At 69.7% G+C, this 15,071-nt stretch carries 14 protein-coding genes; 8 read left to right on the top strand and 6 right to left on the bottom strand.

Annotated elements, in window-relative coordinates:
• Position 1: 1 nt before the first annotated feature.
• The 4 genes from AC1RAD_RS00845 to amaB form a co-directional block, all read right to left on the bottom strand.
• A complete protein-coding gene (locus tag AC1RAD_RS00845) occupies positions 2-1,675 on the bottom strand; it encodes a thiamine pyrophosphate-binding protein (RefSeq protein WP_492733403.1) in 1,674 nt (557 codons plus the stop codon).
• 29 nt (positions 1,676-1,704) lie between these two features.
• Positions 1,705-2,922, bottom strand: a complete 1,218-nt coding sequence (locus AC1RAD_RS00840; protein WP_492733401.1) for a pyridoxal phosphate-dependent aminotransferase — start codon at positions 2,920-2,922, stop codon at positions 1,705-1,707.
• On the bottom strand, positions 2,919-3,827 hold the full coding sequence (locus AC1RAD_RS00835) for an amino acid ABC transporter substrate-binding protein (RefSeq protein WP_095743237.1): 909 nt from the start codon (positions 3,825-3,827) through the stop codon (positions 2,919-2,921). Before AC1RAD_RS00835 ends, AC1RAD_RS00840 begins: the two co-directional genes overlap by 4 nt.
• A 100-nt stretch (positions 3,828-3,927) precedes the next feature.
• Positions 3,928-5,466 carry an L-piperidine-6-carboxylate dehydrogenase gene (gene amaB / locus AC1RAD_RS00830; RefSeq protein ID WP_492733399.1) on the bottom strand — a complete coding sequence of 513 codons (1,539 nt, stop codon included), beginning with the start codon at positions 5,464-5,466 and terminating at the stop codon, positions 3,928-3,930.
• A 181-nt stretch (positions 5,467-5,647) separates the two neighbouring features.
• On the opposite strand from amaB, the gene AC1RAD_RS00825 reads away from it, so the two are divergent.
• Entirely contained in the window at positions 5,648-5,923 is a 276-nt protein-coding gene (locus tag AC1RAD_RS00825) for a GIY-YIG nuclease family protein (RefSeq protein ID WP_095949771.1), read from the top strand.
• Between the two features lie 301 nt (positions 5,924-6,224).
• Here AC1RAD_RS00825 and AC1RAD_RS00820 read toward each other — a convergent pair whose 3' ends face one another.
• Positions 6,225-7,859 carry a GMC family oxidoreductase gene (locus AC1RAD_RS00820; RefSeq protein ID WP_492733397.1) on the bottom strand — a complete coding sequence of 545 codons (1,635 nt, stop codon included), beginning with the start codon at positions 7,857-7,859 and terminating at the stop codon, positions 6,225-6,227.
• Positions 7,860-7,930: 71 nt separating this feature from the next.
• Positions 7,931-9,448 (bottom strand): CoA-acylating methylmalonate-semialdehyde dehydrogenase, encoded by a 1,518-nt coding sequence (locus AC1RAD_RS00815; RefSeq protein ID WP_492733395.1) that lies wholly within the window; start codon positions 9,446-9,448, stop codon positions 7,931-7,933.
• An 86-nt stretch (positions 9,449-9,534) separates the two neighbouring features.
• Between AC1RAD_RS00815 and AC1RAD_RS00810 the strand changes: the two genes are divergently transcribed.
• The 7 genes from AC1RAD_RS00810 to AC1RAD_RS00780 all read left to right on the top strand — a co-directional run bounded on the left by AC1RAD_RS00810 (position 9,535) and on the right by AC1RAD_RS00780 (position 15,069).
• A complete protein-coding gene (locus tag AC1RAD_RS00810) occupies positions 9,535-10,443 on the top strand; it encodes a LysR family transcriptional regulator (protein WP_062472753.1) in 909 nt (302 codons plus the stop codon).
• A gap of 133 nt (positions 10,444-10,576) precedes the next feature.
• Positions 10,577-11,749, top strand: coding sequence for an MlaE family ABC transporter permease (locus tag AC1RAD_RS00805; protein ID WP_070063474.1), 1,173 nt, complete (start codon positions 10,577-10,579; stop codon positions 11,747-11,749).
• Positions 11,746-12,600: an ABC transporter ATP-binding protein gene (locus tag AC1RAD_RS00800; RefSeq protein ID WP_492733393.1), complete on the top strand. Its 855-nt coding sequence runs from the start codon at positions 11,746-11,748 to the stop codon at positions 12,598-12,600. Before AC1RAD_RS00805 ends, AC1RAD_RS00800 begins: the two co-directional genes overlap by 4 nt.
• 8 nt (positions 12,601-12,608) lie before the next feature.
• A complete protein-coding gene (locus tag AC1RAD_RS00795; protein ID WP_369630928.1) occupies positions 12,609-13,565 on the top strand; it encodes an MlaD family protein in 957 nt (318 codons plus the stop codon).
• Positions 13,566-13,582: 17 nt separating this feature from the next.
• The gene (locus AC1RAD_RS00790; RefSeq protein ID WP_492733391.1) at positions 13,583-14,278 is read left to right on the top strand and encodes an ABC-type transport auxiliary lipoprotein family protein; all 696 of its coding nucleotides are present in this window, start codon (positions 13,583-13,585) and stop codon (positions 14,276-14,278) included.
• 55 nt (positions 14,279-14,333) lie between these two features.
• Positions 14,334-14,555 (top strand): hypothetical protein, encoded by a 222-nt coding sequence (locus tag AC1RAD_RS00785; RefSeq protein ID WP_070063477.1) that lies wholly within the window; start codon positions 14,334-14,336, stop codon positions 14,553-14,555.
• Positions 14,556-14,574: 19 nt separating this feature from the next.
• Positions 14,575-15,069 (top strand): GFA family protein, encoded by a 495-nt coding sequence (locus AC1RAD_RS00780; protein ID WP_492734535.1) that lies wholly within the window; start codon positions 14,575-14,577, stop codon positions 15,067-15,069.
• Positions 15,070-15,071: the final 2 nt, after the last annotated feature.

Below are 15,071 nucleotides of genomic sequence, written 5' to 3'. Positions count from 1 at the left end.
CTCAGTTCGCGGCCAGCGCCGCCTTGCGGATCGACGCCAGCGTGCTCGCGGGCGTGATCGCCTCCGGGTCCAGCAGGCAATGCAGGATCGCCGGCTTGCCGCTGGCACGCGCACGCGCGAGTGCGGGGCCGAACTCTTCCGTCGTGGTCACGCGCTCGCCGTGGCCGCCGAACACCTCGGCATAGCCGCGGAAGTCGGGGTTCTTCAGCTGCGTGGCGCTGATGCGGCCGGGGTAGTGCTTTTCCTGGTGCATGCGGATCGTGCCGTACATGCCGTTGTCCAGCAGCACCACGAGGATCGGCAGGCCGTACTGCACGGCGGTGGCGAACTCCTGGCCGTGCATCATGAAATCGCCGTCGCCCGCGAACACGACCACCTCGCGCTCGGGCCACAGCCGCTTGGCGCCGACACCCGCCGGCAGCCCGTAGCCCATCGATCCGCTGGTCGGCGCGAGCTGGCTTGCGAACGCGCGGAACGGCCAGAAGCGGTGCACCCAGGTCGCGAAGTTGCCCGCGCCGTTGCAGAAGATGGTGTCGGCCGGCAGCACCTCGCGCAGGTGCTGCATGACCTCGCCCATCTGCAGCGGGCCGGGGATGCGGACCGCGGCCGGGTCGCTCCAGCGCAGGAAGTCTTCGCGCGCGGTCTTCGTCTCGGCCTGCCACACGGGCGGTGACGCCGGACGCAACGCGGACACCGCTTCGGCGAACGCCTGCGGCGTGGCGTGGATGCCCTGCGTCGGGCGATAGAGCTTGCCGAGCTCGTCGGCATCGGCATGCACGTGCACCAGCGCCTGCTTCGGCTGCGGGATCGCGAACAGCTCATAGCCTTGCGACGGCACTTCCGACAGACGCCCACCCACCAGCAGCACGAGGTCCGCATCGCGGATGCGCGCCAGCATGCGCGGGTTGGCGCCGAGCCCCAGGTCGCCCGCATAGCAGGGGTGCTCGGCGGACATCAGCATCTGACGGCGGAACGAGCAGTACACGGGCAGCGCATGCGCCTCGGCGAACTGCGCGAACTGCTGCGTCGCGGCTTCGGACCAGCGGCTGCCACCCAGGATGACGACCGGCCGCAGCGCCTGCGACAGGCGCTGCTGCAACTCGGCGATCTGCGCCGCGCCCGGATGCGTTTCGGTGACGGCATACGGCAGCGCATCGGCCACCACGGCGGCTTCGGTGAGCATGTCTTCGGGCAGCGCGATCACCACCGGGCCGGGGCGGCCCGAGGTCGCGACATGGAAGGCACGCGACACCAGCTCGGGCACGCGCGCCGGATCGTCGATCTGCACGACCCACTTGGCCATCGTGCCGAAAACCGCGCCGTAGTCCAGCTCCTGGAAAGCTTCGCGGCCCATCGCGTCGCGCGCGACCTGGCCGACGAACAGCAGCAACGGCGTCGAATCCTGGTGCGCGATGTGCACGCCCGCCGCCGCGTTGGTGGCGCCGGGGCCGCGCGTGACGAAGCAGATGCCGGGCTGGCCCGTGAGCTTGCCCTGCGCCTCGGCCATCATCGTGGCGCCGCCTTCCTGCCGGCACACCGTCACGGCGATCGATGCGTCGTGCAGCGCGTCGAGCACGGCCAGGAAGCTTTCGCCGGGCACGCAGAAGAGCTGCTGGACGCCATGGGTGATGAGCTGGTCGACCAGGATCTGGCCGCCGGTGCGGGAGGAAGTCATGAGGGTTCCAGTGGAATGAAGAGGAGAAGTCAGGAGAGCGCGGCGCAGGCGGCGGCGATGCGCGCACAGGCCTCTTCGAGCTGCGCCATCGACGTCGCATACGAGATGCGGAAATACGGCGCGAGCCCGAACACGCTGCCCGGCACCACTGCCACCTCGAAGTCCTGCAGCAGGTAGCGGCAGAAGTCGCTGTCGGTCTGCAGCAGCGCGCCGCTGCGGGCGCGCTTGCCGAGCACGCCGGCGCAGCTTGCGAAGGTGTAGAAGGCGCCCTCGGGCACGCGGCAATGCAGGCCTGGCGTGCGGTTGAGCGCGGCCACGACAAAGTCGCGGCGCTGTTGAAAGGATGCGCAGCGCTCGGCCACGATGCCCTGCGGGCCGGTGAGCGCCTCGATCGCCGCGGCCTGGCTCACCGACGAGGGGCATGAGGTCGACTGGCTCTGCACCACGGCCATCGCGGCGATCAGCGGGCGGGGTCCCGCGCCGTAGCCGACGCGCCAACCGGTCATCGCGTAGGCCTTCGACACGCCGTTCACGGTGAGCGTGCGTTCGCGCAAGCGCGGCTCCACCGCCACCGGCGTTGCGAACGCGAGGCTGTCGTAGAGGATGTGCTCGTAGATGTCGTCCGCCAGCACCCAGACGTGGGGATGGTCGAGCAGCAGGTCGGTGATCAGCTTCAGCTGCGCCGCGCTGTAGGCCGCACCGCTCGGGTTCGACGGCGAGTTGAGAAACAGCCAGCGCGTGCGCGGCGTGATGGCCGCTTGAAGCTGCGCCGCGGTCAAGCGAAAGCCGTTCTCCTCACTGCAAGCGACGGCCACCGGCACGCCGCCGCAGATCTGCACGATGTCGGCGTACGAGGTCCAGTACGGCGCAGGCAGGATCACTTCGTCGCCCGGGTTCAGGCTCGCCATCAGCGCATTGAAGATCACCTGCTTGGCGCCCGCGCTCACGCTGATCTCGTCGAGCGCGAAGTCCAGCGCGTTGTCGCGCTTGAACTTCAGCTGCACCGCCGCCTTCATCGCCGGGCTGCCGTCGAGCACCGTGTAGCGCGTGTCGCCGCGCGCAATGGCCTGCGAGGCCGCATGCCGGATGTTCTCGGGCGTGTCGAAGTCGGGCTCGCCCGCGCCCAGCACGATCACCGGGCGGCCGGCGCGCTTGAGCGCCTGCGCATGGTCGGTGATGCGCAGGATCTCCGAGACCTGGATGGCGCGCACACGTTGCGCCGGCGAGAACACGGCGGCGTCTGTCACTTGGCGTAGGCCTCCAGCGGCTTGTCGTTGGGCTCGAGCAGCAGCTGCTTGAGCGCGGGGCTCATCGGCAGGTTGAGGCTGGTGTTCTTCGGCGGAATCGCGGCCACGAACCACTTGGTGTAGATCTTCTCGAGCTCGCCGCTCTTCATGAGCTTGCGCAGCGAATCGTCCACCGCCGCCTTGAAGGCCGGGTCGTCCTTGCGGAACAGCAGCGCGATCGGCTCGGAGCCCAGCGCCTCGCCGGTGATGCGGTAGGCCGTGGGGTTCTTCGAGTTCGCGATGATCCCGGCGAGCAGGTTGTCGTCGAGCACGAAGGCATCGGCGCGGCCCGACTCCATGAGCAGGAAGCTTTCCAGGTGGTCCTTGCCGAGCATGGTGTTGTACGAGACGTTCTGCGCACGCTCGCGCTTGCGCAGCAGCTGCACGGCGGTGGTGCCGGTCGAGGCCGACACGTTGCGGCCCGCGAGCTGGTCGAGCGTGGTGATGCCCGAGTCGACCTTGGTCGCCATGCGCACTTCGCTCACGTACGTGGTGAGCGCGAAGGCCACCTGCTGCTGGCGCGCGGTGTTGTTGGTGGTGGGGCCGCAGCCGATGTCCAGCGTGCCGTTCTGCACCAGCGGGATGGTGTTCTGCGCGGTCACGGCCATGTACTCGAGCTTGGCGTTGGGCGTGATGTCCTTCAGCACGCGCTCGCAGAGTTCGACGTGGTAGCCCACGTACTTCTCGCCCGCGCCCAGCATGTAGGCCATGGGCGGCGAAGCTTCGCGCACGCCGAGCACGACCTTGCCGCTCGCCTTGATCTTGTCGAGCGTGCCGCCGGTCGGCGCCTGCTGCGCGGTGGCGGTGGTGCCGAAGGCGAGCGCAAGCAGCGCGGCGGTGGCGAGGGTCTTCAGTTGCATCTTCATCTTTGCTGTCTCCTGGTGGTTTTTCTGGGGGGATAGGTGCGGCCGCTGCCTGGCCGCTGCGGCGAAATGCCGCGCGGCAGGCACCACGGGCCGGGGTTGTTCAGTCGCCGATATCGAAGGTCACGCCTTGAGCCAAGGGCAATGCCGTCGAGTAGTTGATGGTGTTGGTCGCGCGGCGCATGTAGGCCTTCCAGCTGTCCGAGCCCGCTTCGCGTCCGCCGCCGGTTTCCTTCTCGCCACCGAAGGCGCCGCCGATCTCGGCGCCGCTCGGGCCGATGTTGACGTTGGCGATGCCGCAGTCCGAACCCGCGCTGGACATGAAGCGCTCGGCCTCGCGCACATTGAGCGTGAAGATCGACGACGACAGGCCCGCGCCCACCGCGTTGTGCCATTCGATGGCTTCGTCGAGCGAGCTGTAGCGCACCACATAGAGGATGGGCGCGAAGGTCTCGCGCAGCACGGGGCCGGCGTGCGACTTCAACTCCACCAACGCCGGGCGCACATAGAACGCGTCCTGCGTGCCGATGCCCTCGACGCGCTGGCCGCCGTGCACCGTGGCGCCGGTCTCGCGGCTTTCGTTCAGGGCCTTCTGCATGCCGTCGAAGGCGGCGCGGTCGATCAGCGGACCGACCAGCGTGCCGGCCTCGCGCGGATCGCCCACCTGCACGTTGCCGTAGACCTTCACGAGCTTGGGCACCAGCTGGTCGTACACGCTCTCGTGCACGAACAGGCGCCGCAGCGTGGTGCAGCGCTGGCCGGCCGTGCCCATGGCCGCGAAGGCGATGCCGCGCAGCGTGAGGTCCAGGTCGGCCGAGGGCGTGACGATGGCGGCGTTGTTGCCGCCCAGTTCGAGGATCGCGCGGGCGAAGCGCGCCGCCAGCTTCGGGCCGACCTGCCGGCCCATCGCCGTGGAGCCCGTGGCCGAGAGGATCGGCACGCGAGGGTCGTCGACCAGCACTTCGCCGATGTCGCGCCGGCCCAGCAGCAGGCCGAGCAGGCCTTCGGGCGCGTCGCCGAAACGTTCGATGGCGCGCTGCGCGATGGCGTGCACGGCCAGCGCGGTGAGCGGTGTTTTCTCTGAGGGCTTCCATACCACCGGGTCGCCGCACACCAGCGCGAGCGCCGCGTTCCACGACCACACGGCCACCGGAAAGTTGAAGGCCGAGATCACGCCGCACACGCCCAGCGGATGCCAGGTTTCCATCATCCGGTGCTCGGCGCGCTCGGTGGCCAGCGTGAGGCCGTAGAGCTGGCGCGAGAGGCCGACGGCGAAGTCGCAGATGTCGATCATTTCCTGCACCTCGCCCGCGCCTTCGGACGGGATCTTGCCGGCCTCCAGCGTGACGAGGCGGCCCAGGTCGCGCTTGGCGGCGCGCAGTTCTTCGCCCAGCAGGCGCACCAGCTCGCCACGGCGCGGCGCCGGCACCAGGCGCCAGGCCTTGAAGGCCTCGTGCGCGCGGCCGATGGCGCCGGTGGCTTCCACGGCCGTGGTCTGCGGCACCTGCGCGATCACCTCGCCGCTGACCGGCGAGCGCACCGTGAGCTCGCCGCGGGTGTGGGCGGTGCGGGGCACGCCCAGGCGATTCAGCAGTTGTTCGACCTCGGCGGGGAGGGACACGGGGGTCTGGGCTTCTGGCATGGACGCTCCAGGGAGAAGGAAGGACAGAAGAAGAAATGCAACGGCGGGAACGGGCCAATATGTGCGAAACCCGCGCCCTTGCCTAGCGAAAAATTGGAAGGACTTGGTGCGTTTTGCGAATGAACTTTGTTGCAACACCTTCCTTCAACGCACGATGAACGCCCACCCGCACAATGCGAACGTGCCCCGAAACCCGCCCGATCCCTCGCCGCCCCCACCCTATTGGCTCTACCTGCTGGAATGCGAAGGCGGCGTGTACTACGCGGGCATCGCGCTCGACGTGGAGCAGCGCTTCTTCCAGCATGTCTTCGGGCTGGGCGCCAAGTTCACGCGCGCGCGTCCGCCGCAGCGCGTGCTGGCGGCGCGCCAGTACCCCGACAAGGGCGCCGCGCTGCGGGCGGAGATCGCGCTCAAGGCGCTGCCTCGCGCGCGCAAGCTGGCGTTCTTCGAGAGCTAGCCCTCCGCCGCAGGCGACCTGCACAGCATCACCGGCAGGCACAGCAGATAGCGCACGGCGCCGGCCAGCCCTGCGCCGTGGGCTGGAGGAGCAGGCGGCACCGCCCGATGCGGAAATCCGGCAGCAGGCGTACGATGCCGCCGCGGCCTCGCGCCCGCTGCTGGCCGAGGCCTTCGCCAGCTACCGCAAGGCCGGCCCCGACGCGATGTTCGAGGTCGGCGTGGACCTCATGCTCGAAGGCGCGCAGGCGCGCCTGGAAGCTGACACCCAGCGCGGCACCAAGCCGCGCCGCTGAGCCGCCTCAGCGGTTGCGGTTGTCTTCCAGGATCCAGCCCGCCGCCTTCTCCGCCATCATCAGCGTCGGGCTGTTGGTGTTGCCGCTCGTGATGGTGGGCATCGCGCCCGCATCGACCACGCGCAGGCCGCGCACGCCGCGCACACGCAGGCGCGCATCGAGCACCGCCATCGGGTCGCCGTCGGCGCCCATCTTGGTGGTGCCGACCGGGTGGAAGATGGTGGTGGCGATGTCGCCGGCCAGCCGCGCGAGGTCTTCGTCGGTCTGGTACTGCACGCCGGGCTTCCACTCCTGCGGCTTGTACTTCGCGAGCGCGGGCTGCTGCGCGATGCGGCGCGTCACGCGCAGCGAATCGGCCGCGACCTTGCGGTCTTCCTCGGTGCTCAGATAGTTGGGCGCGATGGCGGGCGCGTCTTCGAAACGCGCACTCTTGATGCGCACCGAGCCCCGGCTCGTCGGGTTCAGGTTGCACACGCTCGCGGTGAAGGCCGGAAAGCTGTGCAGCGGCTCGCCGAAGGCGTCGAGCGACAGCGGCTGCACGTGGTACTGGATGTTGGGCCACGCGCGGTCGGGCGAGCTGCGCGTGAAAGCGCCGAGCTGCGACGGCGCCATGCTCATCGGGCCGCTGCGTTTCAGCAGGTATTCGAGGCCGATCTTCGCCTTGCCGACCAGCGACGAGGCCAGCACGTTGAGCGTGGGCGCGCCTTCGATCTTGTAGACCGCGCGGATCTGCAGATGGTCCTGCAGGTTGGCGCCAACGCCGGGCGCGTCCAGCGCCACGTCGATGCCGTGCTGGCGCAGCAGCTCGGCCGGACCGACGCCCGACAGCTGCAGGATCTGCGGCGAGCCGATGGCGCCCGCGCTGAGGATCACTTCGCACTCGGCGTGCGCCGTGGTCATCTCGGAGCCGTCCCACACCTGCGCCCCGGTGCAGCGTTTGGTGCCGTCGGGCAGCGTCTCGAACAGCAGGCGCGACACCTGCGCGCCGGTCCACAGTTCGAAGTTGGGGCGGCCGTAGCAGGTGGGCCGCAGGAAGGCCTTGGCGGTGTTCCAGCGCCAGCCGTTCTTCTGGTTGACCTGAAAGTAGCCCACGCCTTCGTTGCTGCCGCGGTTGAAGTCGGCGGTGTGCGGCACGCCGGCCTGCACGGCCGCGTCGGCGAACGCGTCGAGGATGTCCCAGCGCAGCCGCTGTTTCTCGACGCGCCATTCACCGCCCGCGCCGTGCATCTCGTCGGCGCCCAGGTAGAAGTCTTCGTGCTTGCGAAAGGCCGGCAAAACGTTTTCCCAGCGCCAGCCCTCGTCGCCCGTGAGCTCAGCCCAGTGCTCGTAGTCGCGCGACTGGCCGCGCATGTAGATCATGCCGTTGATGCTGGAGCAGCCGCCCAGCGTCTTGCCACGCGGATAGCGCAGCGTGCGGCCGTTCAGGCCCGCATCGGGCTCGGTGTTGTAGAGCCAGTCGGTGCGCGGGTTGCCGATGCAGTACAGGTAGCCCACCGGAATGTGGATCCAGTGGTAGTCGTCCTTGCGGCCGGCCTCGATGAGCAGCACACGCTTGGTCTTGTCGGCGCTCAGGCGGTTGGCAATGAGCGAGCCGGCGGTGCCGGCGCCGATGATGATGTAGTCGAAGGTGGTGTCGCTCATGGCGGCTGGCTTTTTGTCTCTCGTTGTTCTTCGGATGCGAAGCGCCGCGCGTGCGGCGCCCCCTTTTACCTTTACTTCGCTGTCGGCATCACGAACTCGGCGCCCTTGCCGATGCTCTCGGGCCAGCGCTGCATGATCGACTTCTGCTTCGTATAGAAGCGCACGCCCTCTTCGCCATACGCGTGCATGTCGCCGAACAGGCTCTTCTTCCAGCCGCCGAAGCCGTGCCAGGCCATCGGCACCGGGATCGGCACGTTGATGCCGACCATGCCGACTTGGATGCGGCGGCCGAACTCGCGTGCCACGTTGCCGTCGCGCGTGAAGCAGCTCACGCCGTTGCCGAACTCGTGCGCGTTGATGAGGTCGACGGCTTCCTTGAAGGTCGCGACGCGCAGGCAGCCCAGCACGGGGCCGAAGATCTCTTCCTTGTAGATGCGCATCTCGGGCGTGACGTGGTCGAACAGCGTGCCGCCCATCCAGAAGCCGTCGCCGCAGCCTTCGCCCGCCTTGTTGCCGTCGAAGCTGCGGCCGTCGACCAGCAGCTTCGCGCCTTCCTTCTCGCCCTGCGCGATGTAGCCGGTGATGCGCTCGTGCGCGGCGCGCGTGACGATCGGGCCCATCTCGGCCGCGAGGTTCTCGCCATCGAGCACCTTCAGCGTCTTCGTGCGTTCGATGAGCTTGGGCAGCAGCCGGTCGGCCACGTCGCCCACCAGCACCGCGACGCTGATCGCCATGCAGCGCTCGCCGGCCGAGCCGTAGCCGGCGCCGATGAGGGCGTCGACGGCCTGGTCGATGTCGGCGTCGGGCATGACGACCATGTGGTTCTTCGCACCGCCCAGCGCCTGCACGCGCTTGCCGTGGCGTGCGCCGGTTTCGTAGATGTAGTTGGCGATGGGCGTGGAGCCCACGAAGCTGATCGCCTTGACGTCGGGGTGCTCCAGCAGCGCGTCGACCGCGGCCTTGTCGCCCTGCACCACGTTGAACACGCCGTCGGGCAGACCGGCCTTCTTGAGCAGCTCGGCCATCAGCAGCGACGGGCTCGGGTCGGTCGGGCTGGGCTTGAGCACGAAGGTGTTGCCCGCGGCAATGGCCACCGGGAACATCCACATCGGCACCATCACCGGGAAGTTGAAGGGCGTGATGCCGGCCACAACGCCCAGCGGCTGGCGCAGCGTCCAGTTGTCGATGCCGGTGCTCACCTGGTCGGTGAAGTCGCCCTTGAGCAGCTGCGGAATGCCGCAGGCGAACTCGACGATGTCGATGCCGCGGCTCACCTCGCCCTGCGCGTCGGTGAAGACCTTGCCGTGCTCGGCGGTGATGAGGTGGGCGAGCTCGTCCTTGTGCTGGTTGAGCAGCTCCAGGAACTTGAACATGACGCGCGCCCGGCGGATCGGCGGCGTGTCGGCCCAAGCCGGGAACGCGGCCTGCGCGGCGGCCACGGCGGCCCCCACCTGGGCGGCGTCGGCCAGGCCGACCTTGCCGGTGACGGCACCGGTGGCGGGGTTGGTCACGTCCTGCGTGCGGCCGGAGGTGTTGGCGGCGGGGGCGCCGGCGATGTGATGGTCGATATTTCGGGTGCTGATGGACATGTGCGGGTCTCCTGAAGGCAATTTGGCCCAATCCACGAAGAGAAAGCCAATGAATTCGCGTCGATGGCGCTATAAATCAGCCTTATATGACTACGTCATCGATGGACCTCCAGATTCTGCGCGCCTTCATCCTGGCGGCGCGCGAGGGCAACGTCTCGCGCGCCGCCGAAAAGCTGCACCTGACGCAGCCCGCGGTGAGCCTGCAGCTCAAGCGTTTCGCGGAAGAAACCGGGCTGGTGCTGTTCACCCGCACGCCGCACGGGCTGGCGCTCACGGCCGACGGCGCGGCCATGCTGCCGCAGGCCGAGCGCGTGCTGGCGGCCGTGGGCGACCTGCAGCAGGCCGCGCGCAACCTGCAGGTCACGGTGCGCGGGGCGCTGCGCATCGGCACCATCCTCGACCCCGAGTTCACGCGGCTGGGTGTGTTCCTGCGCGAGCTGGTCGAGGCCGCGCCGCAGATCGAGACCGAGCTGCGCCACGGCATGAGCGGCAGCGTGCTGGCGCAGGTGCTGCGCGGCGAGCTCGACGTGGGTTTTCACCTCGACCCGGGCGATGAACCCGACGACGCCGCGCCGGCGCCGCTGGCGGTGCGCACCCTCACCCGCTTCAGCTACCGCGTGGTCGCGCCGGCCGGCTGGGGCCCGCAGGTGCTGGGGCGCGACTGGAAGGCGCTGGCCGCCCTGCCCTGGCTCGCCACGCCGCCCGAGTCGGCGCACCACCGTTTGCTGGAGCGCGTGTTCGGCCCGCTCGGCCTGGCGCCCCGGCGCGTGGCGCTGGTCGACCAGGAGGCCTCGATGCTCGACCTGCTGAAGTCGGGCGTGGGCCTGAGCCTGGTGCGCGACTCGATCGCCATCCGCGAAAGCCAGGCCCACGGCCTCGTGCTGGCCGACCGCGTGCGGCTGGATTGCGCGCTGCGTTTCGTCTCGCTGGCCGCGCGGCGCGACGAGCCCGTGATCGCCAGCGCCTGGGATGCGCTGGCCCGGGCCTGGAGCTGAAGATTGGCTGAAAAAAACGGCGTCTGGCCCTACGCAAACGAAGGGCCAGACGCACACAAGCCCCGGATGCACGCGGTTACGATGCGCGCTCTCGCTTGGACCTTTGTTTACGTTTTGTCCCGCACCTTTGCCCATGTCGCCCACCCCGTCGCCCGCTGACGCCCCCGCCACCGACGACGCCTTCGCGCCGCCGCGCGCGCAGACGCAGGACGTGGACGGCCGCACCTGGGCCGTGGCCAGCGGTTGCTGGACCACGCTGGCGATGTCGACGCGCCCGGCCTGGGAGGCGCTGGCCAAAGACCTCGCGGCGCTGCCGCCCGCGGACGACCGGGCCTGGGACCTGCGCCCCATCGGCCAGCTCGACCACATCGGCGCCCAGCTGCTGTGGGAGCACTGGCGCCAGGCCTGGCCGGCCACGATCGAGCTGTCGCCGCAGCACCAGGCGGTGCTCGACCAGGTGGCGAAGTTCACGGTGGCCACGCCCGACGAGCCGCCCAAGTCGCTGAGCGACCGGCTGCACGCACTGGCCCACCACGGCCCGCGCGCGATGGTCGTGCTGCGCGACTTCGTCGGCCTCATCGGCCAGCTCGCGCTCGACCTGTGCACGCTGGCGCGCGCGCCGCACCGCGCGCCGTGGCGCGACTTCTCGGGCCACCTCTATCAGTTCGGCGCCACGGCGCTGCACATCACGGCGCTGGTCGGCCTCTTGATCGGCGTGGTGCTGGCGTACCTGATCTCCCAGCAGCTGCGCAACTACGGCGCCGAGGCCTTCGTGGTGAACATCCTCGGGCTGTCGCTGATCCGCGAGCTCGGGCCGGTGCTGGCCGCCGTGCTGATCGCGGGCCGCTCGGGCTCGGCGATCACGGCGCAGATCGGCGTGATGCGGGTCACCGAAGAACTCGACGCCATGCGCGTGATGGGCATCCCGCACGGCTTCCGTCTCGTGATGCCGCGCGTGCTGGCGCTGGCCATCGCGATGCCGCTGATCAGCCTGTGGACCTCGATGGCGGCGCTGGCCGGCGGCATGCTCGCGGCCGATGCGGCGCTGGGCATCTCGCCGTCGTATTTCCTGTCGGCCTTGCCGCGCGCGGTGCCCATCTCCAACCTCTGGCTGGCCCTGGCCAAGTCGGCGGTGTTCGGCGTGCTGATCGCGCTGATCGGCTGCTACTTCGGCATGAAGGTCAAACCCAACACCGAGAGCCTGGGGCGCGGCACCACGTCGTCGGTCGTGACCTCGATCACCGCCGTGATCCTGGTCGACGCGCTCTTCGCGGTGCTCTTCAAGGGCATAGGATTCCGCGGATGAACGCCGCCGTGACGTCCCCCTCGAGCACCGTGGTCGACATCCGCAAGCTCTGGACCGTGTTCAAGAGCCCCGATGGCGAACAGGTGGTGCACCGCGACCTCGACCTGCACCTTGACCGCGGCGAGGTGCTGTCGCTGGTCGGCGGCTCGGGCACCGGCAAGACGGTGCTGCTGCGGCAGATCCTCGGGCTGCAGAAACCCACGAAGGGCGCGGTCGAGGTGCTGGGCCGGGCGCCGGGCGAACTCAGCGCGGCCGGTGCGGCCAACGTGGGCATGCTGTTCCAGCACGGTGCGCTGTTCTCGGCCTTCAGCGTGCTGGAGAACATCGCCTTTCCGCTGCGCGAACTCAAGCTGCTGCCCGACGAGCTGATCCGCAACGCCGCGCTCGTGAAGCTGCAGATGGTGGGGCTGGAGCCGCAGCATGCGAACAAGAGCCCGTCGGACCTGTCGGGCGGCATGATCAAGCGCGTGGCGCTGGCGCGTGCACTCATCATGGACCCGCCGCTGCTGCTGCTCGATGAGCCCACGGCCGGCCTCGACCCCGAAGCCTCCGACAGTTTCTGCGACCTGCTGCGCGGCCTGCACCGCGAGTTGGGCCTGACGGTCGTGATGGTCACGCACGACCTGGACACCCTGTTCGACCTGAGCACCCGCATCGCGGTGCTGGCCGACCAGAAGGTGATCGTGAGCGGCACGGCGCGCGAAGTCATCGCCTACCCGCATCCCTTCATCCACGAATACTTTCTCGGCGGGCGCGGCCAGCGCGCCCTGGAGGCGCTGCACGACAAGCCCGCCGCCGGCAAAGCACCACCCGCGCCGCAGCCCGAGGCCGCGCGCGCTGACGAAAGGTAGGTCCCCTCATGGAAAACAAGGCCCATGCCCTCGCCGCCGGCGCCTTCGTGCTCGGCCTGATCGCCGCGCTCGTCGCGCTGGTGGTCTGGTTCACGCGCGACAACACCGTGCGCAACGTGTACGAACTCTCCACCCGCGACGCCGTGAGCGGCCTGCAGCCGCAGGCCCAGGTGCGCTACCGCGGCATCTCGGTCGGCAAGGTGACCTCGATCGACTTCGACCCCAAGACCAAGGGCAACGTGCGCGTGCGCATCACGGTCGACGAGCGCGTGCCGCTCACCACCTCCAGCTTCGCCACGCTGAGCTACCAGGGCGTGACCGGCCTGGCCTTCATCGCGCTGGACGACGAGGGCGAATCGACCGTCGCGCTCAAGCCGAACAACGACAACCCGCCGCGCATTCCGCTCAAGCCCTCGATGCTCGCGAAGCTGCAGGACCGCGGCGAGGAAATCATCGACCAGGTGGAAGAAGTGACCAAGCGCGCCAACGCGCTGCTGGCCGACGCCAACCAGAAGCGCGTGGCCGACGCGCTGGAGAACATCGCGGCCGCCTCGGCCAGTGCCAACACGCTGCTCAAGCAGCTCGACAACACCGTCAAGACCGGCCTGAACCCGACGCTGGCCGCCATGCCCGAGACGCTGTCGACGGTGAAGAAAGCAGCCGGCGATGTCTCGCGCGTGGCCAACAACTTCAACTCCACCGTGGGCCGGCTCAACGCACCCGACGGCCCGGTCGAGCGCCTGAGCGAGGGCACCAAGGCGCTGGCGCAGGCGGTCGACTCGTTCAACGCCGCCACCCTGCCGCGCGTGAACCGCGTGGCCGACGACACCGCCCACGCGGTGCGCCGCCTGGGCCGCGCGGCCGACAGCATCAACGACAACCCGCAATCGCTGCTGTTCGGCAACGGCGGCGCGGCCGCGGGCCCGGGCGAGCCCGGCTTCGTCGCGCCCGCCGCACGCCACTGACCGGGAGCAGACCAACCATGCGCATGAAGAACACCCTCCCTGCCCTCGCCAGCCTCGGCTGTGTGCTGCTGGTCGCCGGCTGCGGCATGCTGCCCGACAAGCCGGCGCGCGCCACGCTGTACGACTTCGGCCCCGGCCTTTCGGCCACCGCACCGGCCACCGCTGCCGCGCCGGCCACCGCGCTGCCGGCGCTGTCCCTCGCGGAGTTCGACAGCAACACGCGCCTGGACGGCACGCAGATCCTCTACCGCCTGGGCTACGCCGACGCCAACGAACTGCGCCCCTACGGCCAGTCGCGCTGGAGCCTGCCGCCCGCGCAGCTGCTGCGCCAGCGGCTGCGCGACACGCTGGCCGAGCGTCGCACCGTGCTCGGCCCCGAAGAAAGCGCGACGCTCGCGCGCACCGAGGGCATCGTGCCCGACACGCTGCGCATCTCGCTCGACGAGTTCAGCCACTACTTCGACGCGCCCGCGAGCGGCACGGGCCTGGTGCGCCTGCGCGCCACGCTGGTCCGCACCGCCACGGGCGGCGACCGCGTGATGGGCCAGCGGACCTTCACCGTGCGCCGCCCCGCCGCCAGCGCCGACGCGCCCGGCGGCGTGAAGGCGCTCATCGCGGCGAGCGACGCGGCCATGGCCGAGGTCGTGCAATGGGTGGACCAGCTGCAACAGCAAGAGCCGCCGCAGCCGCGCACGGCGGCGCCGCGGCGCTGAACGGCCGGCGACTTGCTCTCTCTTCCTTCCAACCAACCCTGAGGAGACCCGTCCCATGAACGCAACGCGCATCGTCGGCATCCTGCTGGTCGTGGCCGGCATCGCCGGGCTCGGCCTGGGCGGCTTCAGCTTCACCAAGGAAACCCACCAGGCCAAGCTGGGCCCGCTGGAGTTCTCGGTGAAGGAAAAACAGACCATCAACATCCCGGCCTGGGCCGGCGTGGCGGCGATCGTGGTGGGCGGCGCGCTGGTGCTGCTGGGTGGCAAGAAGGGCTGAGCGCCCGTCGACCACCGCCATGGCCGACGCCTTCGTGCCGCTGGAAGGCGGCTGCACCTGCCGGCAGGTGCGCTACCGCCTGAACGCCCCGCCGCTCTTCGTGCACTGCTGCCACTGCCGCTGGTGCCAGCGCGAGACGGGCTCGTCCTTCGCGCTCAATGCGCTCATCGAACCCGAGCATGTGCAGGTGCTGCAGGGCGCGGTCGATCTCGTGCTCACGCCCTCGGCCAGCGGACGCGGCCAGAAGTACGCGCGCTGCCCGGCCTGCCATGTCGCGCTGTGGAGCCACTACGCGGGCGCCGGCGACGCCGTGAGCTTCATCCGCGTGGGCACGCTCGACACGCCCGACCGGCTGCCGCCGGACCTGCACATCTTCACGATGTCCAAGCAGCCGTGGGTGATGCTGCCGCCCGGCGCAGCGGCGGTGCACGAGTACTACGACCGCAAGGACTACTGGCCCGCCGAGAGCCTCGCGCGCTGGCGCGTGCTGCGCGAGAAGATGCGGGCCGGCTAGCG

It is taken from the genome of Variovorax sp. GW823-FHT04B03 (genome assembly GCF_058796495.1).
Note: the sequence above shows the minus strand (reverse complement) of the source record. Positions and strands in the feature narration are given on the sequence as shown.

Bases quoted from the DNA above. Each gene is read 5' to 3' on its own strand.
- AC1RAD_RS00810 (WP_062472753.1), top strand. From the start codon at position 9,535: ATGACTACGTCATCGATGGACCTCCAGATTCTGCGCGCCTTCATCCTG.
- AC1RAD_RS00800 (WP_492733393.1), top strand. From the start codon at position 11,746: ATGAACGCCGCCGTGACGTCCCCCTCGAGCACCGTGGTCGACATCCGC.
- AC1RAD_RS00835 (WP_095743237.1), bottom strand. From the start codon at position 3,827: ATGAAGATGCAACTGAAGACCCTCGCCACCGCCGCGCTGCTTGCGCTC.
- AC1RAD_RS00820 (WP_492733397.1), bottom strand. From the start codon at position 7,859: ATGAGCGACACCACCTTCGACTACATCATCATCGGCGCCGGCACCGCC.
- amaB (WP_492733399.1), bottom strand. From the start codon at position 5,466: ATGCCAGAAGCCCAGACCCCCGTGTCCCTCCCCGCCGAGGTCGAACAA.
- AC1RAD_RS00785 (WP_070063477.1), top strand. From the start codon at position 14,334: ATGAACGCAACGCGCATCGTCGGCATCCTGCTGGTCGTGGCCGGCATC.
- AC1RAD_RS00780 (WP_492734535.1), top strand. From the start codon at position 14,575: ATGGCCGACGCCTTCGTGCCGCTGGAAGGCGGCTGCACCTGCCGGCAG.
- AC1RAD_RS00790 (WP_492733391.1), top strand. From the start codon at position 13,583: ATGCGCATGAAGAACACCCTCCCTGCCCTCGCCAGCCTCGGCTGTGTG.
- AC1RAD_RS00805 (WP_070063474.1), top strand. From the start codon at position 10,577: ATGTCGCCCACCCCGTCGCCCGCTGACGCCCCCGCCACCGACGACGCC.
- AC1RAD_RS00795 (WP_369630928.1), top strand. From the start codon at position 12,609: ATGGAAAACAAGGCCCATGCCCTCGCCGCCGGCGCCTTCGTGCTCGGC.
- AC1RAD_RS00815 (WP_492733395.1), bottom strand. From the start codon at position 9,448: ATGTCCATCAGCACCCGAAATATCGACCATCACATCGCCGGCGCCCCC.
- AC1RAD_RS00845 (WP_492733403.1), bottom strand. From the start codon at position 1,675: ATGACTTCCTCCCGCACCGGCGGCCAGATCCTGGTCGACCAGCTCATC.